The following is a 26023-nucleotide window of genomic DNA, read 5'->3' on the forward strand; positions in this document are numbered from 1 at the left end:
TTGCGAAAAATGCTTTTCATGAAAAGATCCCTCCTTTTTCTTATTATAACACGAATTGTTGCCGATTTGTTGCAAGACAAAAAACGGGAGCCGCCCCAAAGGGCAGCTCCCGTACAGCAGAAAAACGACTTTTAGATAACCTTATAGGCTTTCAGCAGCTTTTCAATATCGGTATCCTTGATTTTGCTAAGGGCTTTCTTAACGGCAAGGCGTTCCACCATATTCATTTCCATATCGGTAGCTTTTTTGCCGTCGCGCAGCTTAACGGTGGCGTTCAGCAGGTCGCGCACATCAAACACGCTGCCCCAGACCTCGGGTACGCCGCGGTCAACGTTCAGCAGGGTGTAGACGGCCTCCATGCCGGTGCGCATGGAATACTCGGTGGTGAAGATCGTGTCGCGCGGGGTCTCGGCAAACTGACCGAGGAAGGCAAAGTTCACACTGCCGGCAGGCACAACATCGGGGCGGTCGCCGTAGGCGCGCGGCATAAAGAAGGCGTCGATATACGGCATCATAACGGGCACGGTGTTGGCGCTGTGCTCCGCCATATCCTCGATCTGGTCAACGGGTACGCCGATGTGGTACAGCCACTCCATGCAGATTTCCTTGCCGGTGCATTCGCGCATGGGCTTCTTGATGAAGTCGCCGGGCTTGTCGGTGAACAGAGAGTACACCCACACCAGGCAGTGATCCTTGGGCTGGTCGCGGAACTGCGGCTGGCGGTTGATGGTCCAGCTCATCAGCCAGCTGGAATCCTTGACGGTGACAATGCCGCCGGTGACAACGTGACCGGTGAACGGGTCGCGCTTGCAGATGTTCTTGATATAGGGGATGATGCGCTGATCCAGCGTTTCGACGGTGGCGCTCATCCAGTTGGTCTGCTCAGGGTCGTGGCAGAACTTGTCCGGGTGACCGAAGGAAGGGTCCTGTGCGGCAATCTTGCGCCACATATCCCAGCCGCCGCCTTCTTTCAGCTCGGTGTTGTACGCGGCAGGGGTGTTCTGGCTGCCCATGGAGGAGTTTTCGACACAGCCGCCGTTGGTGATAAAGACAAGGTCGTTCTCGGTCAGGTCGATGCAGTCCTTCTTGCCGTCGGCGACGACGTCAATGCGGTGCGCCAGCTTGTGCTGGGGGTCGGTGCAGTCGAATTCGACATTCGTGACCTGCACGCCGTAGTGGAACTGGACGTTGTGGCTTTCCAGATACTTGACCATGGGCAGGATCATCGACTCGTACTGGTTGTATTTGGTAAAGCGCAGCGCGGTGAAGTCAGGCAGACCGCCGATGTGGTGGATATAGCGCTGGATATACAGCTTCATTTCCAGGGCGCTGTGCCAGTTCTCAAAGGCAAACATCGTGCGCCAGTACATCCAGAAGTTGGATTTCAGCACTTCATCGTCAAAAAAGTCGGTGATGCGCTTGTCCTGCAGCTCCTCGTTGGGGGTGAAGAACAGTTTCATGATCTCCATGGCGCCCTTGTCGGAAATGTCAAACTTGCCATCGGTGTGGGCGTCCTCGCCGCGGTTGACCGTGGCACGGCAGAGGGAGTAGTTGGGGTCCTCCTTGTTGAGCCAGTAATACTCATCCAGAACGCTTACGCCCTCGGTCTCAATGGAAGGGATGGAGCGGAACAAATCCCACATAACCTCGAAATGGTTGTCCATCTCACGACCGCCGCGCATAACGTAGCCGAGGTTTTCAAACTTGTAGCCGTCACAGGCACCGCCCGGCAGGGACCCCTTTTCCAGAATGTGGACGTGCTCGCCCTTCATCTGGCCGTCGCGCACCAGATAGCAGGCGGCGGTCAGGGCAGCCAGACCACTGCCGACGATGTAAGCTGATTTATTGTCCACGCCTTCGGGCTTTTTGGGACGGGCAAAGGCTTCATAGTTACCGCTGGAATAATACATAATGGTTCTCCTTTCAAGTGTTGCCTTAGGCAACACCTTACAATTCCCGCCTTACGGCTTAAGCACCACTCCGGCGGCTGCGGCACGGCATCTGCGTTGCCAAAATGCTCGCCAATACACAAAGTATTGCCTGCGCTTTTGGCTTAGCATCTGCCGCACCTCGCTCGCCGTATCGGCACTTAGAATTGTGCGGTGTGGCCTTGTGTTTCTTTCGATGTCTAAAGGATACCATATAGTATGCCCGGTCACAATCAGCAGAAAACGCCCCGTGATAAAATCCTTATCACGGGGCGTTGAGTTGTATAAAATTTTATCATTGGGGGCTGTTTGATAAAAACAGTTTACGGCTTATCGGTGCGCAGGCGCTGCAAGGCGGCGTTGATGCTGCCGTGGATGACCTGCTCGAGCTGATTTACCATCTTTTGCGGGGATTCCTTCATGTCGGATTTGATCCAGTCCAGCATCAGCCCCACAAACATATACTTGTACAGCGTGGCAATATAGGCCTTGTCCTCAGGGCGCACGGACATGCCCTGTGCCTGTTCCTCGACCACACCCTCCAGCAGGTCATAGGTCAGGCGGTACAGATAATTTTCTACCTGCTCACGGCTGACACAGCGGTAGACGTTCAGGATAAAGGGCTTGTTATTTTGCACGGCTTCAAAAATCTGCAAAAGACCCTGCTGCCATGTTTCGTAGGTCTTTTTGCCTGCCAGGGCGCGGGCGGCGTCCTCCTCACACGACCATTCGACAAGGTCGTAGATGTCCTTGAAATGGTAGTAGAAGGTCATACGGTTGATGCCGCAGTCCTCGGCAATATCGTTGATGGTGATCTTATTCAGCGGCTTTTGCAGCAGCAGATTTTTGAGTGATGCCTCCAAAGCGCGCTTTGTGATTTCGGACATGATAAGACCTCCTTTGCTGGTTTCTATTATACAGGAAAACGAGAATTTCTGCAAGAGACGGCTTTTTGATGGGCGATTTTCCTAAAATAAGGTGGACTTTCCCGCCAAAGTGTGGCATTATTATACCATAAGATACGATTTGCAGGAGGATACTCAGAATGTATGATGCAGCCATTATCGGAACGGGGCCGGCAGGTGTGTCTGCCGCGCTGACTCTGCACGCCAACGGCAAGAATTTTATCTGGATCGGCAGCGAGCAGCTCAGCGATAAGGTACAAAAAGCCGAGCGTATCGCCAACTACCCCGGCTTGCCGATGGTCACCGGTGCGCAGATGAACGAGATATTTCGCCGCCAGTGCGGTGAACTGGGCATTGCCGTCACTGACCGTATGGTCAACTCCGTCATCCCGATGGACGGCAGCTATGCGCTGATGGCGGGCGCGGATTTTTACGAGGCAAAGACTGTGCTGCTGGCGACCGGTGTGGTTGCCGTGGGCACCCTGCCGGGGGAAGCTGATCTGCTGGGCAAGGGCGTAAGCTACTGTGCCACCTGCGACGGGGCGTTGTACCGCGGCAAGACCATTGCTGTCCTGTGCGGTGCCAAGCGCTTTGAGCATGAGGTCGCCTATCTGGCGGAACTGGCAGAAAAGGTCTACTGCCTACCTTTATATAAGGGGGCCGGCATTGACGCTGCCAACGTGGAAGTCTTGCAGGAGCGCATTGTGAACCTGAAAGCCGAAAACGACCGCCTGTGCGGAATCGTTCTGAAAAACGGTGACGAACTTGCGGTGGACGGGCTGTTCTGTCTGCGGGAGAGCATCTCCCCCGCGACACTTTTGCCGGGGCTGGCTATCGCCAACGGACACATAGAAACGGATCGTCGCATGGCGACCAACCTGCCCGGCTGTTTCGCAGCAGGGGACTGCACGGGGCGGCCCTACCAGTATGTCAAGGCGGCGGGCGAGGGCAACGTGGCGGCGTACAGCATGGTAGAGTATCTGGCACACAACAAATAATGGCGGAGGAACGGGAAATGGAAAGCAATCAGGACTGTTTTGCGCGCTATATTCAAATTTTGCAGGAGGAGCTGCGCCCTGCGATGGGCTGCACCGAACCGATTGCCATTGCCTACGCGGCCGCTAAGGCACGGGATGTTTTGGGCTGTCTGCCCGACCGTATGCTGGTGGAGGTCAGCGGAAATATTATTAAAAACGTGAAAAGCGTAATCATTCCTCACACCGGCGGACTGCGCGGCATCGCCGCGGCTGCCGCCGTGGGCGCTGTGGCGGGCGATGCTGCCGCCGAGCTGGCGGTCATCTCCCAAGTGACCCCGAAAGAAGTCGCGGAGACGGCGCAATACCTGCAAAAGACGCCGATCGATGTGCACTGCGCTGAAAACGGCCATATTTTTGACATTGCCGTCACGGCGTGGCAAGGGGAGAACAATGCCTATGTGCGCATTGCCGACTACCACACAAACATTGTCAGCATACATCGCAACGGGGAGACCCTGCTGGAAAAAACCGCCGAAACGCAGGAGAACGGCTTGACCGACCGCCGCTGCCTGTCCGTTGAGGGCATTGTGGAATTCGCTGACCATGTAGAGCTGGATGCCGTAAAACCGACGCTGGAACGGCAGATTGAATGTAATATGGCCATAGCAGCCGAGGGGCTGCGCGGCAATTACGGCGCAAACATCGGAAAGACGCTGCTGAAAAACCACGAGGACAGCATCGACTACAAGATGCGCGCCTGGGCGGCAGCGGGCAGCGACGCCCGCATGAACGGCTGCGAACTGCCCGTGGTCATCAACTCCGGCAGCGGAAACCAGGGCATTACCGCCAGTGTGCCGGTCATCGTCTATGCGCGTGAAAACGAAAACTCCCATGAAGAACTGCTGCGGGCGCTCTGTGTGTCCAACCTGGTGACCATCCATCTGAAAACGGGCATCGGGCGGCTTTCCGCCTATTGCGGCGCTGTCAGTGCCGGTGTGGGTGCGGGGGCAGGCATCGCCTACTTAAAAGGCGGCGGGTTTGAACAGATCGCCCACACGGTGGTCAACGCTGTGGCTGTGACCTCCGGCATCATCTGCGACGGTGCCAAGGCCAGCTGTGCCGCCAAAATTGCCGCTGCCGTGGACGCGGGCATTTTGGGGCTGACCATGTACGAAAACGGAAACGAGTTTTTTGGCGGGGACGGCATCGTCAAAAAGGGCGTGGAAAAAACCATTGACACCGTCGGCCGCCTGGCCCGCATCGGCATGGAGCAGACCGATAAGGAAATCATCCATCTGATGATGGAAGTATGATAGGAGAACACTATGCAACCATGTGCAAACCTGCACGGCTTTGCCGTGAAACGCGTTCGCGAGCTGCCGGAACTGGCAGCAAAGCTCTGGGAACTGGAACACGAAAAAAGCGGTGCGCAGCTCTGCTGGCTGGATCGCGCCGATGAAAACAAAACCTTTTCCATTGCGTTTAAGACGATCCCGCAGGACTCCACGGGCGTATTTCATATCCTGGAACATTCCGTGTTGTGCGGGTCGGATAAATATCCTGTCAAGGAGCCGTTTGTCAATCTGCTGAAATCCTCGGTGCAGACCTTCCTGAACGCCATGACCTACCCCGACAAGACGGTCTACCCTGTTTCCAGCCGCAACGACCGCGATTTCTTGAACCTGATGGATGTCTATCTGGATGCCGTACTGCACCCTGCCATTTACCATAAGCCGGAAATTTTCCGGCAGGAGGGCTGGCGCTATGAGTTGGGGGAGACCCCGATTTATCAGGGCGTCGTATTTAACGAGATGAAGGGCGCGTACAGCTCGCCCGATACCGTGATGGAAAGCGCCGTCAATGAACTGTTGTTCCCGAATACCTGCTATCGGTACGAATCCGGCGGCGACCCGTCGTGTATCCCCGATTTGACCTACGAGCAATTTCTGGCAAATCACAAAAAGTTTTACCACCCGTCCAACGCGCGCATCTCGCTGGTGGGCAGCGTGGATATGGACGCGGCACTTTCCAAAATCGACAGCTTCCTGAAAGAGTATGACCGCATTACGGCGGATTTTACCATCCCCATGCAGCAGCCTGTTGCGGCAGTGCAGCGGGAGGTGCCCTATGAGGTGGGCGAGGATGAACCGCTGGAGGGGCGCACGATGGTATGCTGCGCCACACTTTTGGGCAGCTATGCCGACACCGACCGCTATTTTGCGGCGTCAGTGCTGGCGGACTACCTGACCGGGGACAACGAGGCCCCCTTGAAACGCGCGATTCTCGACGCGGGGTTGGGGCAGGATGTCAACGTCAACGTGCGCAGTGACATACAGCAGTCGTGGGTGTCGTGGGAGGTTTGCAACACCGACGCCGAGAAGCTGCCGGAAATTCGCAGTACGATCCGCGCTGCTCTGCAAAAGATTGCCGACGAAGGGCTGGATGCTAACCGTCTGGAAGCCTGCTACAACCACTTTGCGTTTTCTCAGCGTGACCGCGATGGCAGCGGAATGCCGCGCAGCTTAATTGAGGCGCTGACCATGCTGGACAGCTGGCTGTACGGCGGCGACCCCGCCCGGCCGCTGCTGGTGGACAAGCCGCTGGAAAAACTGGCGGCCGATCTGAATACGGATCTGTTTGCAGACCTCATCCGTGAACTGTTCCTGGACGAGAGCCACAGCGTGACCGCTGTGTTGGTGCCCTCGCATACGGTGGGGGCCGAAAAGGCCAAGGCCGAGGCAGACCGTTTGACAGCAGAAACCGCCGCATGGACGCCCGAAAAGCGCGCCGAACTGCAGAAACAGGCGGAGGAACTGGCCCGCTGGCAGCAGACTCCCGACAGCGAGGAGGCAGTCAGGACTATACCGATGCTGCAGCTTTCCGACCTGAAACCGGAACCGCAGGATTTGCCCATTGCCGTGACAAAGCATGGTGATGTAACGGTGCTGCGCCATAAAACGGGTGACAGCCTTGTGTATCAGAATGTCTACTTTGAGGCAAACGATCTGTCCGAAAAGGAACTGTCGGTGCTGACCGCCATGAGTATGCTGCTGGGTATTGCCGGGACAAAACAGCACGGCAGCGAGGAGCTGCAGATGCTGATCAAGCAAAAAATCGGCAGAATCAACTTTCAGGTCAACACCCTGTCCGGTGAGGATGTCGAACACTGCCGTGTGCAGCTGGTGGCGCGCATGGCGTGTCTGCCGGAGCAAGGTGAGCAAGCGAATGAACTGCTGGCAGAAATTTTGCGGGATACAGAGTTTTCTGACCGCAAGCTGCTGCGTGACCGCTTGAGCCAAGCGGCGCTGAACGCCCAGATGAGCCTGGCCGACAACGGCGAGGAGTACGCCGAGATTCGTGTAGGAGCGTACAATTCTGCGCGGGGTGCGGCAAAAGAGTATCTCTGCGGACGAGAGATGGCCGTTTGGCTGAAGGAGCAAGCCGCTGCCGAGGATACAGCGCTGGACACCGTGCTGCAAACGATGCAGATGCTGGCAGCGCGCATTTTTGCGGAAAGCCGTATGACGGTTTCCTGCTCGGACAATGTGAAAAATGAGTGGTTGGATATCCTGGCGCTGCCGCAGGGCTGCCCTGCGCCGAAATGGGCGGTCTATGCGCCGTGGGGTGCAAGGCAGGAGGGGCTGACCATTCCGGCGTCGGTCAGCTTTGCCGTCAAGGGTACCAATTTCAAGCGAAGCGGCGGGAAGTTCAGCGGTTGTTACCCGGTTCTGGTCAACATTTTGACCTTTACTTACCTGTGGGGCGAGATCCGCGTGCAGGGCGGAGCCTACGGCTGCGGCCTGATCGCCCGCAACGACGGTGATGTTGCCTTCTATACCTACCGCGACCCGCAGCCCGGGCGCTCGCTGAAAATTATGAACGGTGCAGCGCAGTATATCCGTGACTTCTGCGCGGCGGGCGGCGATTTGACCGGCTATATTTTGGGAAGTGTTTCCACACTGGACCCGCTGCTGAACACCCGCATGGCGATGCTGGTGGCGGAAACCCGCTATTTTAAGGGCACAACCCACGCAGATGTCTGCCGCTATTACAGCCAACTGGTACACACGACCCATAAGGATCTGCTGGAACTGTGCGGCGTGCTGGATGAAATCGCTGCCGATAACGCTGTTTGCGTTGTGGCAGGCAAAAACCTGCTGGACGATTGCGGCGATGCCGTGACATCTCGCTTAAGTATCTGATTTTGGCTTATCGGCCAAAGGACGGAAATTTCGTACCGAATAAAAGCTTTGATAGGCGGGATAGAATTCAGTCGATCTGGTATTGAAATTCATTTTCAGATACGGTATGATAAAGCTACACACTAACAAAAAAGAGGTTTTACCATGAAGGTTATTGCTACACCCAACGCTCCGGCGGCTATCGGGCCGTATTCTCAGGGTATGATTTGCGGAGATTTTGTCTACTGCTCCGGCCAGATTCCGATCAACCCGGCTGACGGTTCGATCCCGCAGGGCATTGAGGCGCAGGCGCATCAAAGCTGCAAAAATGTGGCCGCTGTGTTGGTGGCCGGGGGAACCGGGATCGATAAGGTCGTAAAGACCACCTGCTTTTTGGCCGACATCGCTGACTTTGCAGCGTTCAACCAAGTATACGCCGGATATTTTGTCAGCAAACCGGCGCGCAGCTGCTGTGCCGTAAAGGACCTGCCCAAGGGCGTTTTGTGTGAAATTGAGGCTGTGGCCGAGCTGTAAAGGGCTGATTTTATGCAGGGTCTCCGTTTTTGCGGAGGCCCTGCTTTTTTGCGACAAAAAAGAATGTCGCAGCATCGAGACTATTGTGAAATAAGGAAAATAAACAGGAGTTTTCCTTGCTTTTTTCTGCGGGTGAATCTATAATATTATACATAACAAACAAAAGTTTTGCTGAGAAATAAAATCTTTTGGCAATAACGGGAGGACGTTTTGAAGAAAATCAGCATCCGCACCGTCAGCATAGTGATTTTTCTGATAACCGTGGGAATCGGAGGTATGCTGGCCCTTATATCCTCGGAGTGCACACGGCAGTTTCAGAACCTGCAGAACGAAATGGAACGGTTTATCCAGTGCGAAAGCGCCTTACAGCAGATGCAGGCAGGCTCTGACTATCTGGAAAAGCAGGTGTCCCAGTATGTGCAGACGGGGCAGTATATCCACATGGATTTCTATTTGAAGGAAATCCGTGAAACGCAGCGCTATGAAAAAGCCTGCGATTACCTGCAGCAGGAATTTGGCGGTACAACAGCCATAAAACCGTTAGAGTCCGCTGTTGCCTACGAGGAAAAGCTGCGCGAACAGGAATTTTACATCATGCGCCTGATGGCAGAGGTCAGCTTTGCGGACGAGGCCCTTTGGCCGGAAGAAATCCGCGGTATTGCACTTACGGCCGAGGATGCGGCACTGGAGCAGGAACAAAAGCAGGAGCGTGCCCTGGAAATTTTGAGCGGACATGCATACAAAATTCTGCGCACGAACGAGGACAATTATATTGTCGGTGCCAAGCAGGCGCTGGGCCAGCAGACCCGCAACAACCAGAACCACGCACAGACAGTGTTTCGGGATGTGTATCTTAAATTTGAAACCGGCGTAGCCGTGCTAATCGTGCTGGTGCTTTTGATCTGCATAATTCTTTGGAAATTGGTCATAGCACCGCTGAAAATGTATGGAAAAAGCATCGTCAAGGGGGAAATCTTCCCCGTGGTGGGCGCCAGGGAACTGCAGGAGCTGGCCACTACCTATAATAAGGTGTATCAGGAAAATCTGGTGGCGCAAAAGCTGATACGCCATGAGGCTGAGCACGATGCCCTGACAGATGCACTGAACCGCGGTGCGTTTGATAAAATTCTGAGCATTTATGAGCAGGGAGATACTTCCTTTGCCATGATCATGGTGGACGTCGATGTATTTAAGCAGGTGAATGATACCTATGGGCACAGCGTCGGCGATAAAATCTTGGTCAAGGTCGCCGATAATCTGCAAAGGGAATTTCGCAGCATCGACTATATCTGCCGCATCGGCGGTGATGAATTTGCCATCGTCATGGTGGATGTCGGCAGTGATTTGAAGGAGGTCGTGCGGGAAAAAATCGCACAGGTAAACGAGAGCCTGTCTAACCCTACAGACGGGCTGCCGGCGGTTTCTTTAAGTGTCGGCGTAGCTTTCTCTGACCGAGAGAATCCCGGCGACAGTATTTTCAAGGACGCCGATAAAGCCTTGTATAAGGTAAAAAACAGCGGCCGCAACAACTGCGGTTTCTACGAAGGATAAAAAGCAACCCCGGCTCGGATGTCCGAGCCGGGGTTTGCTTTTTATAGGGCGTATAGTTTTACCAACTCACTGCCGATGACGGTCAAATCCCTTTGCAGTGCGGTTTTGCGCCCGGCCTCCACCGTGTCGGGCAGACGATTTTGCAGCAGTGCCGCCAGCTTGCAGCCAAGGGCGGCGGTGTCAGCGGCCTTATGCACGTTCACACCGTCCTGCAGCCAGCCGCGATACACGGGGATGTCCCGCACCAAAGTGGGGGTGCCGCAGGCAAGCGCTTCCAAAACGACTATGCCCTCCGTTTCCTCGTGGCTGCAAAACAGAAAAGCATCCGCGCCGCAGTAGGCATCGCGCAGCTGCGCTTGTGTCAGAAAGCCGGGAAACCGAACGTTGGCAGGTGCTTTTTGCATCGCTCTGCGGATATGACGCGGCACGAGCAGGGGATCGGTATACCCGAACCATAAAAATTGCACCTGCGGGAATTTGCGTGCTAGCGCCAGAAAATCCAGGATTCCCTTGCGCTGCATAAAGTGTCCCACACTGATCACCACCTTGTCGGCGTCAGCGATGGCATAGCGCTGCCGAAATGCCGCGCGCCGTGCAGGGCTGGGCGCAAAAAACTGTGTGTCAACGCCGTTCGACAAAACCTTTACCGGCGGATGCAGACCGTAGCTTCGCAAAATTTCGGCAGAGTAGGGCGTAGGCGTTACAACCAAATCTGCCAGATTGTAGCAAAAGCAAAGCCAGCGGCGAAACAGCGGTGCCAGTACATCAGAGCCGACAAAGGAATGCCGGAAATCCAGCTCGGTCGAGTGTCCATACCAAACGACTTTTTCGCCCCTTGCCCGGGCGCGCAGGGCTGCCAGGACGGAGCAGGGCAAAACGGTGTTGATATGTACGGCATCGGCACGGGGCTTCCAGCAGGAAACCACCTCTACCCCGGCGCTTTGCAGGGCGGCGTGTTGGTGGTTGGCTGCCTGCCCGACGCCGCTTTTGTTGACCAGGCGCAGGGAACCCGTATAAATATGTACCCGCATAGTTACCTCCATAGCCCAAAAATGTTTTGTGCCACGGCAGTCAACCCCATGCTGTATAGGGCGATGGAAGCCGGCTTGCACAGCAAAATGATGGCGGTATACAGCTGCCAACGCATGGAGGTAGTACCCGCCAAAAAGCAGAGATAATCGTCCGGTGCCACCGGAATGAATATAAAAAATGCGAACCAACGTGCAAAGCGGCTGCCGGAACCGAGCTTGCTGTCGTATTTTTCAATCAGCCTTGGGGGAAACAGGCTCTCCAAGAGCGGACGTCCGCAGGAACGGGCAATGGCAAAGGCTGCCAGCGAACCCAGGCAGATCCCGACATAATTGAACCAGAATCCCCGCCACGCGCCAAAGAAAATCACACCCGCAAGACATCCCAGCCCGCCCGGCAAGATGGGCAGTACGACCTGCACGGCTTGAAATACCACAAAAACGAGCGGTGCGCCCCAGCCGAACTGTGCCAGATAATCGGTCAGCGCCTCGCGTGAAGCAAAAACCCCGGCGTGCCAAAAAAGCAATGCCAACACAGCGCACAGAAAAAGCCCGGCAAGTGATGCCGCTTGATACCATTTTTTTACCATAACACAACCTCCCGCTGCAAAATTCGGCACTGCTGCGCCTTTCGCAGGATCTCATGTCGGTAAAGTTGCTCTGCTGCCGCAGCAAAGGCGGCGGCAGAATACGGACGAACCGAAGCTGCCGCATTTTTTCGCATCACATCGGGATCGTCGCGGTACAAAAGCGTATGACTGAGCCGGACAAGCTGTGCGGGATTCTGCCAGACATAGCCGTTTTGCCCCTGCTGCACCAGATTTTTCAGGCATGGGTCGTCGCGGCAGAGCAGCGGAAGCCCTGCGGCCAGTGCCTCCAGATAGGTCAACCCCTGCGCTTCACTGGCGGAGGCACTGACAAAAGCATCCGCCAAGGCATAATAGCGGGGTACATCGGCGGGGGAAACCATCCCCGTAAAAAAGACGCGGTCTGCCAGCTGCAAATGCTGTGCCAGCTGTGCCAGTGCTGCGCGTTCGGGACCGTCCCCCACCACCAAAAGCACCGCATCCGGCAAATCGGGCATAGCCGATATAAGCGTAGATATGTCTTTTTCTTTGGCGAGTCTGCCCAGATACAGCAAAACCTTTTTGTCGTCGGGCAGGTGCAGCCTGTGCCGCAGGGCATCATCACGCGGCACGGCAAAGCGTGTCAGCTCCAGCCCGGTGGGAAGAATTTGCACAGGGCATTGCACGCCGTACCCCAAAAGCAGGCTGCGTATTTTGGGCGTGGGGGCAATTACGGCGTCGCAACGGTTGCAGATGCTGCGGGTAAAAAGCGCCGCCACCCTGCGTCCCATGCAGCGGCTGGGGGAAAAGTAATGGGTGTAATCCTCATACACCGTGTGGTAGGTGTGGATCAGCGGCGCCCCGGCTGCCTTTGCCAGATACCGGGCAGGGGAGAAGGTGCTGAATTCGCATTGGGAATGAACAACATCCGGTGACCACCGCGCAAGCTCGTGCAGCGCCCCGTGCAGAGCAGGGCTGCGCAGACGGGCGCCGGGGTAAACGCGCCCTGCATCGAGGGAGCCTAAGTAGGTAACATCGCGTTCCGTATAGGTGTGGGAGTTCTGCGAAAGCGTAAGCACCCGAACCTCATGCCCGCGGGATTCCAATTCCCGCTTCAAGGTGGTGGCGGAGGTGACAACACCATTCACAGTAGGGGTCCATGTATCGGAGGTAAGCAGGATTTTCATAGTTCGCTCCTTTTTGAATCGCTTTGTCCATAAAAACGAGCGAGTTTGTCTGCGCATTGCAGAAAAGATGTAAATTCTGCCACAAACTTGCGGCGGTAAATCCGGTTGCTGTACTTGACCCGCCTGCCGGATTCCAGTATACTTATAAAGTATTGTAAAAAATTTCCATTGAGGGATGTGAGTGTATGATTGAAATGATCACACAAATCAATCAGGTTGTGAATGACTTTATCTGGGGCTTGCCGGCCATGGTCTGTATCTTGGGCGTGGGTCTGCTGCTGAGTGTGCGCACAAACTTTTTGCAGATTCGAAAATTTCCTTACGCCATTAAAACAACGCTGGGACGAATTTTTAAGCGCAAGGACGCTTCGGACGGTACCATGACGCCGTTTCAGGCGGTTTGCACTGCGTTGGCGGGCACGGTGGGCACCGGCAACATAGCCGGGGTGGCAGGCGCAATTGCCATCGGCGGCCCCGGGGCGGTGTTTTGGATGTGGTGCTCGGCGTTGCTGGGCATGTGCACCAAGTTTGCCGAGGTCACGTTGGCGGTGTATTACCGCGAGCGCAGCGATGCGGGCGAGTGGGTCGGCGGCCCTATGTACTACATGAAAAACGGACTGGGCAAGAAGTGGCAGCTTTTGGCAGTGCTGTATTCGTTATTTGGTGTGTTGACGGTGTTTGGCACGGGCAATGCAACGCAGGTAAATACGATCACTACTGCGATTGATACAGCCCTGCTGCAATTTCATGTTGTTGCAGAAAATATTCTGCCTACCTTGAACCTTGTTATCGGTATTCTCTGTGCCATGTTGGTAGCCATGGTGTTGTTGGGCGGCATCCAACGCATCGGCAGCGTCAGCGAGAAGCTGGTACCTTTTATGGCGCTGTTCTATATTGTTCTTGCCATCGGTGTGGTTGTGCTGAATTTGCCGCGCCTGCCTTTTGTCATTGAGGAAATTTTTGCGGGTGCCTTCAACCCGGCTGCCTTTACGGGCGGTGCGATCGGCAGTTTGTTCCTGAGCATGAAAAAGGGTGTGTCCCGCGGCATTTTTTCCAATGAGGCGGGTCTTGGCACCGGCTCGATCGCCCATGCCTGCGCCGATACCCGGAAGCCTGTCAAGCAGGGCATGTTCGGTATCTTTGAGGTGTTTGCCGATACCATCGTCATCTGCACACTGACCGCCATGGTCATCCTGTGCAGCGGCGTCCCCGTAAACTACGGCACGGATGCAGGTGCCGAGCTGACCATATCCGGGTTTACGTCCACCTACGGTGGCTGGGCCTCGCTGTTTACGGCGGTGGCGCTGTGCTGCTTTGCGTTTTCGACGATAATCGGCTGGGGACTGTACGGGTCCCGCTTTGCATCGTTTTTGTTTAAGACCGACAAAATCGTAAAGCCATTTTTTGTGGTGTATTCCTTTGTGGCCATCTTGGGCGCAACGATGGACCTGGGGGTTTTGTGGAGTATTGCCGAGACCTTTAACGGTTTAATGAGCATCCCCAACCTGATCGCACTGTTCTTGCTGAGCGGAACGGTGGTAAAGCTGGCCGACGAGTACTTTGGGGAACGAAAAAATACCGCCAAATCGTGAGAAATGGCGGCAATCAGAAAGGCGTTTGTGCGTTAGCCGAAAAAGGCGTGCAAATCTATGTGTTCGTTGCTGAGAAGGAAGCGTTTTTTGTCCAGCCCGCCCGCATACCCCGTCAGCTTGCCGGAGGCACCGATAACGCGGTGGCATGGAATCAAAATGGCAATGGGATTGCGCCCCACGGCACCGCCGACCGCCTGGGCAGACATGCGGCTTTGACCTTGCTGCGCCGCCAGGGTACGGGCGATTTCGCCATAGGTCGTGGTCTCCCCGTAAGGAATCTGCCGCAAAAGCTGCCAGACTTTTTGCTGAAAGTCTGTGCCTGTCGGCCGCAGCGGCGGCATAAAGTCAGGCTCCTGCCCCGAAAAATAGATGTTCAGCCAGCGCTTTGTCGCCTGCAAAACAGGGGTTTCAACAAAAGCAATGTCCTTGGGCAGGGAACCGAGCTGCTTTTCCGCATCAAAACGGAGCTGAACCAAGGCAGAGTCGTCGGCTGCCAACAGCAGCTGCCCCATGGGGCAGGAATATTTTTGCAGATACATAGGAACACCTGATTTCTGGAAAGAAAATGACGGACTTTACATAGATTTTACCACATTTTACGACAAACAGCCACAACTATTAAAAAAGGATTCGGAGCAACTCACTCCGAATCCTTTTTTGCAGTTAAATCAGATTTTGCAGGCGGTGTCGTAACCGGTGCGGATGGCGTTGCTGATATCCGCAGCCTTCTCGGCGCAGTCACCGATGCGCTCGACCTGTACACCGGCAGCCTCCAGGGCGGCGGTATCCCATGCGTTGGGGCGGGCACCCATGGCCAGCACAATGTAATCGCAGGGGATGGTCACCTCGGCACCGTCCTTGTTTTCACAGATGACGGCGTCGGTGGTGAACTGCTTGACCTTGTGGCCGGGGAACTGCTGTACGCCGTGCGCCTTAAAGGATTCCATCAGGGTGGGCAGAATGGTGGTGCTTTCGGAAGCGGCGATCTTGTCCATCATTTCGATCACGCTGACATGGCAGCCTTGCTCAGCCAGCAGCTCGGCGGTTTCGCTGCCGACCAGACCGCCGCCGATGACAGCCACCTTGCCGTAGACCTGCTCACGTCCGGCGAGGACACTCCAGGCATCGGCTACGTTGATGTTCTCCTTGCCGGGGATGGCAGGGGCAGCGTTGTGGGCACCCACGGCCACGATGACGGCGTCAAACTTTTCGTCCAGCAGTTGCTGCTCGGTCACCATGCAGCCCAGGCACAGGCGGACACCGGCGCGCTGCAAGGCGTGGATAAGATCCTGCGTTGCACGGCGCATTTCGCTCTTGCGCGGGGGCAGACAAGCCAGGTTCAACTGGCCGCCCAACTCGGTCTCGCGCTCAAACAGGGTGACGCTGTGCCCGCGCAGGGCAGCCACACGGGCAGCCTCCAGACCGGCAGGGCCGCCGCCGATGACGGCAACCTTTTTCTTGACGTCGGCGGGGGTAATGCTGCGCACATTCTCGCAGCCATTTTCGGCGTTGAGAACGCAGGAGATAAAGCGGCGCTCCTGAATGGCATCGGTGCAGCCCTTGTTGCAGCTGATGCAGCGGCGGATATCGCAGGCGCGGCCCGCTTCGATTTTGGTGCCCCAGTCGGGGTCAGCCAGCAGGGGGCGGCCCAAGCCGACAATGTCTGCCTTGCCGCAGGCTACGATGCGCTCGGCCATGGCGGGGTCAATGATGCGGCCCACGGTGCTGACGGGTACATGGACGTTGGCCTTGATTTTGGCGGCAATATCCACAAAGAAGCCATAGGGCTGCACACCCATCGGGGGGATGGTGTCGGCCATATTGCCGGTATGGTTGGCCTGGGCAACATGGAACATGTCCACGCCGTCCTCCTCCAGCCATAGGGCAAACTGCACGGCGTCGGCCTCATCAATGCCGCCCTTGCCGCGCTCCGGCGTCACGATGCTGAGCTTGTAGTCGATGACCATATCGGGAACGGCCTTGCGCAGGGCGCGCACGACCATGCGGGCAAAGCGGGCACGGTTTTCCAGGCTGCCGCCGAACTTATCGGTGCGGTGGTTCATGCGGGTGCTGCACAGGCAGCCGACCAGGCGGTCGCCGTGAACCTGAATGACATCCAAACCGGCCTTTTGTGCGCGAACGGCGCAGGCGCACATTTTGTCGATGATTTGCAGCAGCATCTCCTCGGAGACTTCGTCGGTGAAGTACAGCATGTCATGGTGCAGACGCTCGCGCATTTCGTTCATCTTGCGCTGCATGAACAGGGCGTTGATCGCATCTACGTCATATTCCGGGTGGAAAATCTGAACGCCCAGCTTGGTGCCGTAGGCGTGGACGCTGTCAGCCAGGGCCTTGAAGGCGGGAATCTGGCTGTCATCAAACAGCTTGGGCGTGGGGGAAAAGCTGTTGATGGGGGCAACGTCGCCCAGCACGATGTAGCCTACGCCGCCCTTGGCCAGACGGGTGTAAAAGCCCATATCCTGGTCGGAAATCATGCCCTTGTCCTCATAACCGGTGGTCAGCGGGGGAAACATGATACGGTTTTTGAAGGTGCGGCCGCCCACTTCAATGGGCTGCAAAAGAATGTTTTCCATGGTAAAATCCTCCGTTTATATGTTATTTTTTATAAATTGCGCAAGAGCGTGATTCAGTGCCTCCCGCGTGGGGATAGCGGCAAAATTATGCCCGCCGCGCTCTAAGGTCATGACCTCGGCGCGCTCATATACCTTTTTGTAGTTTTGGCAGCAGGCATCGTCCACCAGCTTGTCATCGGCGGCGCGGGCAATAAATACAGGCCCGTTGTAGCCGGCGGCCTCCGTGTAGGGGTCGGGATGCTTGGCCATCTGGTAGTTGAAGTCCATCTTGTAGCAAAGGCCTTCAATGTCGGCGTAGTCCTGCCCGGTTTTGGTTACAGCGTCGGCGCGCTCGGCGCAGCCGTACCACATGGCAGCGCCCGGACACAAAAGCACCAGACCGCGCGGGTTCAGCTTGGGGGCGGTGGAAGCTGCCAGATAGCCGCCCATGCTGTGGCCGCACAAAAAGACGCGGTCATTGTCCGTAAAGGGCTGGGCCTTGACCCAGGCAAAGATATCGGCAATGTCGGTGTGCAGACCATCAAAGGTCATGTCGGCGAAGCTGCCGTCACTTTCGCCGTTGCCGTAATAGTCAAACCGTGCGCTGCCGATGCCCTGCGCGGCCAAGGCGCGGGCCATCTGCGTGGACATGGCCTTGTAGCCGCCGAGGTTGCCGCCGAAACCGTGCAGCATGACCAGCATGGGAAACGCCCCGCCGCCATCCGGCAGGGTCACGATGCCGCGCAGAGTATGCCCGGCGCGATTTTGAAAATTCGCCTGAATGATCTGCATAAGCTGCTCCTTTTTGGTGGGTGGATTGTACCTTACAATTGCATTATAAGGTGTTTTTTTGTCAAAACATAGCCATTTTATGATTGAAAACTATTAAAAATTGATGTAATATACAAGTAAGATAAGAAAATTTCTGCATACAATTTATTTATAGACTAAATGCACAAAAAAGGCGGGTGTGTTTTGTTGAACTACACAATAACGCAGGACATCTGGCAAAGCTCTGCCCAGCGGGAATTTTCCTCGGGGGCAAACTATGACCTGTATATTTTTTTGCGCGGCACGGCGGTGTTCCGCTGCGGGGCACAAAACTGGCCGGTTGACCAGGAAACGTTGGTCATCTTCAAGCCGGGGGAAGAAGGAACGCTGGTGTTTCCGGGGGTGCACGGCCCGCTGGAATGGCTGCGGGTACAGCTGCCCGCCGCGCTTTTGCACGAGCTTTCGGATGAGGAAACCGACCTGGCGGCAGCGTTCGAGGTGGTGCCCTTCCGCCAAATTGCCGTGCGTCCCGATATTGAAATTTTTATGCTGCTGAAAAATCTGGCGCGCAAGCTGACGCAAACTCCGCAGGGCATCGATAATTTTGGGGCGTCCGTCTATGAAAGAGGAATGCTGCAGATGTTCGTGGTGCTGGTGCTGCGTGCCTGCATCGGCGCGGAAAACCACAAATCACCCATCAATCGGCGGCACCTGATGCTGGACGAGGTGTTTTTGTATATCCAGACACATTTGGACGAGGAAATCACCTTAAAGCAGCTGGAGGAACACTTTTTTGTGTCGTATGAACATATCTCGCGGGAGTTCAAGCGCCAGACAGGGCAGACGGTAGCGGAGTTTATCCGCAAGGCTAAGCTGAATCGCTGCTGCAAACTGATCGAGCAGGGCTACCCCATTGTGGAGGTGTACCGCAAGGCGGGCTTCGGCGGGTACAACAACTTTTTCCGCGCATTCAAAAAGCAGTACGGCATGACACCCAAGCAGTATTACAAGGCTACACGCCAGGGGGCAAGAGCGAAGGAATATTGACGGCACACAAAATAATTTGCCGCAAGGGGTCAAAAGTTTGCAAACAGGAAACAATCCTTATGTAAAATACAAGAAAGAAAGGGGGCTTGTCCCATGAAAAAGCAAATGGTTTGTCTTGCAATGCTCGTATTGGCAGGGTGCGCGGCACAGCCCGCGCAGGATGCCGAACAAAATACCATGCCGACGCCGACTGCGGCAGAGGAGACGCTGCGCCCACTTTACTGGGTGGATAACGTCAACCAAACGGGCTACTATGAGATAATGTACAGCGAGTACGGGCAGGACGGCGCCTGGGCAAGCTGCCTTGCCTTTGCTGAGGCAGAGGAACACCGCGTGGATGCGCCCGAAGCCGTAAACAGGGCAGCGTATCATACACAGGTTTTGGCAGATGATGCGTATCTGTATTGGCTCGCAACCTCCGATTTTGGCACGACACCGGTGCTTATGCGCACCGATCTGAACGGGCAAAACGGGGAGAGCGTACCGCTGCCGCAAAATTGGTATCTCAATGCATGGGAAGGCATGGCCTGCGACGGCGACGCTGTCTACCTGCAGGCGGGGAAAATTTCCGATACACCCACCGTCCGCGATGAAAAATTGCTGATTCGAGCAGACTTTTCTGACGGCAGTGTTGAGACGCTGGCACAGTGGGATGATTTTGGCGGCGGGCTCGCCGGTGTGTGGCAGGACACCCTGCTGTTTACCCGCATCCATCTTGACGAGGGCTGTCCGGTGCAGCCGGTCGTCGACCACTACAATTTTGAAAACTACGCAGAGCTGCTGCCTTATATGACGGTGGATCTCTGCGCGCTTGACCCGCTCACCGGGCAGGAAAGTCTGCTGCAAAGCGGCGCACCGATGGGAAGCTACCATCCTGTCACCATGCGTGACGGTTTTTGGTGGCACATCGATGCGGCGGGCAGACTTATGCGTCAGGCAGTTGACGGCGGGGACGAAGTCGCCGTTGTACTGCCGGAGCAGATGTCTCTGATCGGTGCGTATGATGAGGACGTGATGCTGTGCGGCGCCGGCGGAACGACGCTGTATATTTACAACCGCGAGGGCGATACCCTATCTGCCAGCCCGCTGCATTGCGCCCGCAAAAATGAAAAATGCTGCCCGTGGGTTCTGTGCCAGACGGTGCCGGGCGGGTATCTTATCCAGGACGGCGAAAGCCCCGTTACCCGCACGGCCTATTTTGCGGGAACAACAAGTACCTTTGAGGGAATCGAGAAACATTACGCACTGGCAAGCCGTGAGGCCTTGCTGAACGAAACCGTCGCCACAAGGCCCATTAAGACGGCGCAGTGGCATATCGATTGACAGGAAGTGAAACAAATGAAACCGATTTTGATTGTGGACGATGAACCGGCTATTGCCATGCTGATACGGCGTATTTTGACCGATACCGGCTACCGCTGCGAGGCAGTGACCGACAGCCGCGTGGCTGCCGACCTTTTGGAGAAAAATCGGTACGACCTTGTGCTGCTGGATGTGATGATGCCCCATATAGACGGCTACGACCTGCTGGCCTATCTGCGCCCGACCGGAACGCCCTGCATTTTTATTACGGCCAAGGATGCCGTGGCCGAGCGTGTGCGCGGGCTGAACAGCGGCGCGGACGATTACATAATCAAGCCCTTTGCCCCCACCGAGCTGGTAGCACGGGTGGAAAGTGTTTTGCGCCGTGCGGGGCGCGGCATGGTGACCTATACCATGTGGGAATACACGGTGGACACGGCGGCCTGCCGCGTGATGCGCGGGGACGAAGAAATGCACCTGACCCGCAAGGAGTACGAGCTGCTGTTGCTGTTTTTGCGCAACCGCGGCAGTGCGTTGTATCGGGATTATTTATACGAAACCATCTGGGGTGATGACGAGGTGGGCGATACCACTCGCACCCTGGACACCCACATTACCCGCCTGCGCCGCAAGCTGAACCTGGGCGACCGACTGCACAGTGTGCGTCAGGTCGGGTATATGCTGGAAAAAGAATAAACCGAAAAAGTATCCTGCCTGTAACACAGCTGTGACACGCGGGAAACAAACCCACCGTATACTGGTGCCACACCAAGGCGAAAGGGGATATTTTATGAAAACGTCTGCAAAATTTCTGACCTGCCTGTTGGCATTGGCACTGACTGCCTGCGGAGTGCAGGCACAACCCGAAACCCAGGAGAGCACACGCAATAAACCTGTAAGCTCGGCCCAAAATGAAACGACTGCCGCGCAGGAAACAGCCGAGCTTACCCCCATCTTGATGGCCTACGGCTGCACGATGCAGGACGGCGTTGCGTATATCCCTATGGATGTAGGGGACAGCGGCAAATACTTTGCCACTACCGTAGACCCGATCACAGGTCAGCAGCAGGTGCTTTGCGGTAAATCGGGTTGTGCCCACGCCGATGACACCTGCCCGGCCTATATGACAGAGATCAAGCAAAACCTTGTTCCGACAACGATTTTGATTCCGGCCGGAGATACACTGTACTGGATCGCCGATGAGCGCGGTGATGAGAGAAACAACACCTATGTGGATATTTCCGATTTGAATGGTGCAAACAGATGCAGGATAGCACAGGGCGATGCTGTGCCCGAATTTGAGGACACCCTGGGCGGCTGGTATACCGACGGCAGCAGCCTGTACTATGCAGACAACAACAAACCGCTTTACACAGCTGCCAATGTGCCTGTGACCAATGTCGTGGATGGGTATAAAATCAACCGTGACGGCATCAGCAGCTTTTTGCATGAGGAACTGGCCGCGCAGGAATCCTGCTGGCCGGCAGGCTGCTGGCAGGACAAGATCCTGCTGCAGAAATACGGCGGTTATGAGGAGCCGACTCTTGTTCGCGAGGAGGGCGGCGACCCGCAAGAGGAATTGAAGGCATATCTTGCGGCAGACGAAGCCGCCGCCAAGGAACAAACCTGCTCCCTTTGGGCGGTGGACACAGCGGGCAACCTGACAGATATGGGGCTGCATTGGAAGGCGGAAGAAGGCACGATTAAGCTGGTGCAAAATGACACTGCCTACCTTCTGCGGGAGGACGGCGTAGTAACCAAGCTGAACCTGCTCACGGGCGTGACCGAAACCACAGACTTTGAACTGCCCGGCAAGGTAAGCTGCCTTATCCCGGAAGCGCTGCACGGCTGGCTGAGAGCCGAAATTGACGGTGTGGGGGAATGCCGCCTGAATCCTGATACCGGCGAATACCGCACGATGCCGGTAAGCTGGTTCAAGGACCAGTCGGTTCCCCGCAGTCCGGTGGTCATCACGGCGGACGATAGCACCGTTCTGCTGATGTACAATGAACAGCCCTATACCGAGAAAAATACCCTGCCCAACGGCGTGGTGGATACCGTAAACCATTGCCGCGGCGAATATGGTTTGATCTCGTTTGAGGATTATCTGGCAGGCAGTCAGGAATGGACGCCCATAACCCTGCTGGGGAAGGATATTGTATGAAACCGACTGCAGGATTTTTGATCTGCCATACGGGTATTGCCTTTCGGGGCAAACAAAACCGCACCCCTGCTAAACCCCTGACGGGGGAGTGGCAATAAAGGCAAAAGGGAGAATCCGCCATGAAATTTGCAACCAAATTATCCGTGGGCTGCATTACGCTTTTATCCTGTGCGCTTTGCGCGGCGGGGCTGATACTGACGGGAAAGAGCTTTTCCGGCAGCATGGCCTCCACGCGGGAGGCGATGCGCATCCAACAGAAAAAGGAAAAATACGCGCTGGAACGCAGTATCATGACAAACGGCAACCGAAAAGCCGATGCCTACGGTACGCCGCAGTTTGAAAACTATATCCTGGCCTCATCGGCCCAACAATATGCGGAGCAGACCGCCAACGAAAACAGCGGATTGTCCCTTTGGCTGGACGGACAGTATGCGTTGTACTCTGCCCTGCCTGCGACCCTGCCGCGCAATGTGCAGATACAGGCGGTGGCAGGCGGCGCCGAAAGCTGGCAGCTGGCCAAGACGGACGGACGTTGGTATTTGCTGCTGGCGCAGCCGCTGGACATTCCCGGTGTACAGGCAGATATTTTGTGCAGCTATGATGTCACCGCTGTGTTTACGACGCGGGACGAACAGCTGCAAGCCTGGTTGACGGCCTCGGTGCTGCTGTTGGCTTTGGGCGGTGCGGCGGCAGTACTGCTCAGCCGCAGGGTGACGCGCCCCTTGACGGAACTGCGCACAGCCAGCGAAAAGATCGCCGACGGCGAATACGCCCGGCGCACACAGATACAGACCAATGATGAGATCGGTACACTGAGCCGCAGCTTTGACAGGATGGCGGCTGCTGTGGAAGGAAAGATCGACGAGATGGGCGCCGTCATGCAGAGCCAGCAGGATTTTATCGCAGCTTTTACCCATGAGGTCAAGACCCCCATGACATCGATGCTGGGCTATGCCGACCTGATGCGGGCTAAGCCTGATGATGTGGATTTGCAGCGCGAATCCGCCAATTATATTTATCACGAAACCCAGCGCCTGGAAACGCTGAGCCGCAGTTTGCTGGCCCTGATGGGGCTGGACAAGGCAAACGCCCTGCAGCCGGAGCCAATACAGGACGGTACCTTGTTCTACCAGGTGGTGCGCAGTCTGCCGCAGGGCAGTACCCCCGTGCCGCGCACGATAGCAGCAGGCATTACAGTGTGCGTTGATCGCAGTTTGTGGGTCGACCTTTTGCGCAATCTGGTTATCAATGCGCAGCGCGCCTGCAAGGATATCGCGGGGGCATCCATCACGCTGCAATGTAAGCAGGTGGGGCAGCAAGCTGTGTTTACCGTGGCCGACACCGGCTGCGGTATCCCTGCAGCCGATCTCCCCCGCGTGACAGAGGCCTTTTACATGGTGGATAAATCCCGCAGCCGTGCCGAGGGCGGCAGCGGCATAGGGTTGGCGCTGTGTGCCAAAATTGCGCACGCGCATGGGGCGCAGATGCAGATCGACAGTACCGTGAATTGCGGCACGATCGTAACGATCACGCTGCCCGCAGAAAAGGAGGCCGCCGATGAAACGCAAGGCTGATGGGCTGCTGCCCCTGCTGCTGTGTGCGGCGGTCGTGCTGGGCAGCCTGGCGCTGCCGTTTTTCGTGTTTGATGCAGGGGACAGCGTGTTGCTTAAGGAGCCGCACCGCCAGGCGGCAAACGAGGATTTTTCTGCCGAGGGGCGCGCCAACCCGACCGCCTGCCTGTTGTATACCTGCGACCATGTACTGAACCTGCATTTGGGCATGGACATCTGGCAGGACGACGGCTGGACACCGATCGACGCGGACGAAACCCAACTGGCCCGCGTACAGAATGTTTTGCAAACGCTGCACAAGGCCGGGCTGATGCGCAGCGAAAGCTACGAAAATGCGCTGGCTGCCATGCAGGACACAGAGCATTACGGCTGGCGCATAACGACGGCCCCCGGTGGGCTGACGCAGTTTTCACTTTCAGATACCTATGCGGCGCACGAGGAAACCGAGGCGGAGGACACATACCGCAGCTGTCCGATATACCTGGATATTACGCTGTCCTATGACGATATGCCGCTGTTTTTGAACTATCAAAACCGAGAAGAAAGTTGGGTAGATGCCGCCGCACAGCAAAATCTGCAAAGTTACTGTGCCGCCCTGGGGCTGGACAGCTTTGCGGATTGGCAGGTGCTGAACTGGCCGCACAGTGCACAAAGCTGCGGCGCGGCGGCGTACAGCGAGACGGCGCAGGTCTACCTGGTGGTGAACTACGACGACGGCATTACGTTGTCTGCCGTGAGTATGACCCCGAAAAGTTTTGCCGAATTTAACCGTGTCTTTTCAAAGGAGAATGGAACGTGAAAAAATCTGCTATTGTATGGGCGGCGTTGTTGGCGCTTGCCCTGACGTCCTGCGGCAATGCACCGAGCAAAACGCCTGAAACGGAACCGGAAACGACGGTCGAAACCCTGCATATGCTGGGTATGGAACAAGGCGATGTTGTGTATGAGGATTTCTCCGATGGGGAAATCGGCTTGTCTGACTACTCGGAACGCAGATTGCTCTATGCGATTGACGAAACCACGGCTACGGCGCGCCCGGTCTGCGCGGTGCCTGACTGCGCACATACGGACAAATCGTGTCCGGCTTATCTGCAAAATAGCATACAGTGCTATGTGGCAGACGATGCAGTCTACGCCAAAATCTACAACTATGTAGATTCGGCAGATGGGGCGGGTTCGTATGACAGTCTGGAAAAAATCAACGCCGACCACACAGAACGAACTGTTATGCAAAAATTCTCGCCATCTACACGGCTTATGGACGGCATGGCAGGTGATGCCGAAAACCTGTATTTTACGTTGTGTAAGGAGGATCGTTCTGCAAACTCGGTCTCACAGACGGTCTGCCGATTGAACAAGCAAACGGGAAAACTGGATGAAATCTACTGCTGGGATACATGGCCTGACGGCACGGAGAACACAGAACAAGAACCCTATCGTTTCATGGACGCTGAAAACAACTGCCTTTACTTTGCAAAGGAAATGGAGAACGATGAAGGGGACACTATAATCGTAGGAGCGCTGAATTTGGACACCTGTGAATATACCGAGTTACAGCACTATGAGGAGGACAAACAGACCGTGGTTCCCTTTAGCCTGGATAATTTCGGCTACTCGTCAGGGCGTGAGTATGGATATACCAACAGCGGCGGAAAAACCGATATTGTTGAGTATGACAATCAAAACGGAACGGTAACAGTCATAGATACTGTGACAGGTCAGCGTACCGTTTTGGCAGAAGATCTGCCGATTACAGATACGGCCAATAAAACAGAATACACCGCACGCAGGTATGCGGATGGCTATATGTTGGAAATCCAAGAAGAAGGACGCGATGCGTCTGGGGCGGCCAATGGTGTAAATACCGAAAAGCAATTCTACTGCAAGAACGGAATGATGACAGAAATCAAGCAGAAATACTACCTGCAGGGCGAAGAAATGGAACCTATCACGGTGGCAGATATTCGCGACGGCCGCGTCCTGGCTGTGTGCGATGCCGTGATGTATACGGTGCAAAACACACACGAGAACGGAACCATCGGCAGTGAGCAGGTAAGCCGCGGCATACTTGGCGTTCTCTCCATGGAAAACTTCTTGAACGGCAGTGTGGATTACACCCCGCTTGCCTTCACCCAATAAAAAAAGG

Annotated in this window: 21 protein-coding genes; 13 read left to right on the forward strand and 8 right to left on the reverse strand. The window is 55.8% G+C overall.

What is annotated here, in order from left to right; translation table 11 throughout:
• Window positions 1–131 precede the first annotated feature (131 nt).
• The gene (locus Q0I19_RS04450) at window positions 132–1910 is read right to left on the reverse strand and encodes an oleate hydratase (RefSeq protein WP_294759938.1); all 1779 of its coding nucleotides are present in this window, start codon (window positions 1908–1910) and stop codon (window positions 132–134) included.
• Between the two features lie 341 nt (window positions 1911–2251).
• On the reverse strand, window positions 2252–2815 hold the full coding sequence (locus tag Q0I19_RS04455; protein ID WP_294759939.1) for a TetR/AcrR family transcriptional regulator: 564 nt from the start codon (window positions 2813–2815) through the stop codon (window positions 2252–2254).
• A 158-nt stretch (window positions 2816–2973) separates the two neighbouring features.
• Here Q0I19_RS04455 and Q0I19_RS04460 point away from each other — a divergent pair, with 158 nt between their 5' ends.
• The 5 genes from Q0I19_RS04460 to Q0I19_RS04480 all read left to right on the forward strand — a co-directional run bounded on the left by Q0I19_RS04460 (window position 2974) and on the right by Q0I19_RS04480 (window position 10076).
• Window positions 2974–3831 (forward strand): NAD(P)/FAD-dependent oxidoreductase, encoded by an 858-nt coding sequence (locus Q0I19_RS04460; RefSeq protein WP_294759940.1) that lies wholly within the window; start codon window positions 2974–2976, stop codon window positions 3829–3831.
• A gap of 17 nt (window positions 3832–3848) precedes the next feature.
• Entirely contained in the window at window positions 3849–5123 is a 1275-nt protein-coding gene (locus Q0I19_RS04465; protein WP_294759942.1) for an L-serine ammonia-lyase, iron-sulfur-dependent, subunit alpha, read from the forward strand.
• Between the two features lie 12 nt (window positions 5124–5135).
• Window positions 5136–8012 (forward strand): insulinase family protein, encoded by a 2877-nt coding sequence (locus Q0I19_RS04470; RefSeq protein ID WP_294759943.1) that lies wholly within the window; start codon window positions 5136–5138, stop codon window positions 8010–8012.
• 144 nt (window positions 8013–8156) lie between these two features.
• Window positions 8157–8525, forward strand: a complete 369-nt coding sequence (locus Q0I19_RS04475) for a RidA family protein (RefSeq protein ID WP_294759944.1) — start codon at window positions 8157–8159, stop codon at window positions 8523–8525.
• A gap of 210 nt (window positions 8526–8735) precedes the next feature.
• Complete coding sequence (locus Q0I19_RS04480; RefSeq protein WP_294759946.1) at window positions 8736–10076, forward strand: GGDEF domain-containing protein; 1341 nt, start codon at window positions 8736–8738, stop codon at window positions 10074–10076.
• 41 nt (window positions 10077–10117) lie between these two features.
• On the opposite strand, the gene Q0I19_RS04485 is transcribed toward Q0I19_RS04480, so the two are convergent.
• The 3 genes from Q0I19_RS04485 to Q0I19_RS04495 are packed head-to-tail and all read right to left on the reverse strand — an operon-like array spanning window position 10118 to window position 12857.
• Complete coding sequence (locus Q0I19_RS04485) at window positions 10118–11107, reverse strand: glycosyltransferase family 4 protein (protein ID WP_294759948.1); 990 nt, start codon at window positions 11105–11107, stop codon at window positions 10118–10120.
• Between the two features lie 2 nt (window positions 11108–11109).
• Entirely contained in the window at window positions 11110–11694 is a 585-nt protein-coding gene (locus Q0I19_RS04490; RefSeq protein ID WP_294759949.1) for a VTT domain-containing protein, read from the reverse strand.
• On the reverse strand, window positions 11688–12857 hold the full coding sequence (locus tag Q0I19_RS04495) for a glycosyltransferase family 4 protein (protein WP_294759951.1): 1170 nt from the start codon (window positions 12855–12857) through the stop codon (window positions 11688–11690). Before Q0I19_RS04495 ends, Q0I19_RS04490 begins: the two co-directional genes overlap by 7 nt.
• A gap of 185 nt (window positions 12858–13042) precedes the next feature.
• Between Q0I19_RS04495 and Q0I19_RS04500 the strand changes: the two genes are divergently transcribed.
• Entirely contained in the window at window positions 13043–14449 is a 1407-nt protein-coding gene (locus Q0I19_RS04500; protein WP_294759952.1) for a sodium:alanine symporter family protein, read from the forward strand.
• Window positions 14450–14481: 32 nt separating this feature from the next.
• Here the strand turns inward: Q0I19_RS04500 and Q0I19_RS04505 are convergent, their stop codons facing one another.
• From Q0I19_RS04505 to Q0I19_RS04515, 3 genes are all read right to left on the reverse strand, one after another.
• Window positions 14482–14988, reverse strand: a complete 507-nt coding sequence (locus Q0I19_RS04505; RefSeq protein ID WP_294759953.1) for a methylated-DNA--[protein]-cysteine S-methyltransferase — start codon at window positions 14986–14988, stop codon at window positions 14482–14484.
• Between the two features lie 129 nt (window positions 14989–15117).
• A complete protein-coding gene (gene bilR / locus Q0I19_RS04510; protein WP_294759954.1) occupies window positions 15118–17043 on the reverse strand; it encodes a bilirubin reductase, long form in 1926 nt (641 codons plus the stop codon).
• A 15-nt stretch (window positions 17044–17058) separates the two neighbouring features.
• Window positions 17059–17814: an alpha/beta fold hydrolase gene (locus Q0I19_RS04515; RefSeq protein WP_294759956.1), complete on the reverse strand. Its 756-nt coding sequence runs from the start codon at window positions 17812–17814 to the stop codon at window positions 17059–17061.
• 186 nt (window positions 17815–18000) lie between these two features.
• Between Q0I19_RS04515 and Q0I19_RS04520 the strand changes: the two genes are divergently transcribed.
• The 7 genes from Q0I19_RS04520 to Q0I19_RS04550 all read left to right on the forward strand — a co-directional run bounded on the left by Q0I19_RS04520 (window position 18001) and on the right by Q0I19_RS04550 (window position 26016).
• Entirely contained in the window at window positions 18001–18840 is an 840-nt protein-coding gene (locus Q0I19_RS04520) for an AraC family transcriptional regulator (protein WP_294759957.1), read from the forward strand.
• Window positions 18841–18933: 93 nt separating this feature from the next.
• Window positions 18934–20163 (forward strand): hypothetical protein, encoded by a 1230-nt coding sequence (locus tag Q0I19_RS04525; protein ID WP_294759958.1) that lies wholly within the window; start codon window positions 18934–18936, stop codon window positions 20161–20163.
• A 15-nt stretch (window positions 20164–20178) separates the two neighbouring features.
• Window positions 20179–20838 (forward strand): response regulator transcription factor, encoded by a 660-nt coding sequence (locus Q0I19_RS04530; RefSeq protein ID WP_294759960.1) that lies wholly within the window; start codon window positions 20179–20181, stop codon window positions 20836–20838.
• 94 nt (window positions 20839–20932) lie between these two features.
• Complete coding sequence (locus tag Q0I19_RS04535) at window positions 20933–22306, forward strand: hypothetical protein (RefSeq protein WP_294759961.1); 1374 nt, start codon at window positions 20933–20935, stop codon at window positions 22304–22306.
• Window positions 22307–22425: 119 nt separating this feature from the next.
• A complete protein-coding gene (locus Q0I19_RS04540) occupies window positions 22426–23880 on the forward strand; it encodes a HAMP domain-containing sensor histidine kinase (RefSeq protein WP_294759963.1) in 1455 nt (484 codons plus the stop codon).
• Window positions 23864–24676 carry a hypothetical protein gene (locus Q0I19_RS04545; protein ID WP_294759965.1) on the forward strand — a complete coding sequence of 271 codons (813 nt, stop codon included), beginning with the start codon at window positions 23864–23866 and terminating at the stop codon, window positions 24674–24676. The genes Q0I19_RS04540 and Q0I19_RS04545 overlap by 17 nt, the downstream gene beginning before the upstream one ends.
• Window positions 24673–26016, forward strand: coding sequence for a hypothetical protein (locus tag Q0I19_RS04550; protein ID WP_294759967.1), 1344 nt, complete (start codon window positions 24673–24675; stop codon window positions 26014–26016). Before Q0I19_RS04545 ends, Q0I19_RS04550 begins: the two co-directional genes overlap by 4 nt.
• The last annotated feature ends 7 nt before the right edge of the window (window positions 26017–26023 follow it).

The organism is uncultured Gemmiger sp. (assembly GCF_934561205.1).
Lineage (GTDB): Bacteria > Bacillota > Clostridia > Oscillospirales > Ruminococcaceae > Gemmiger.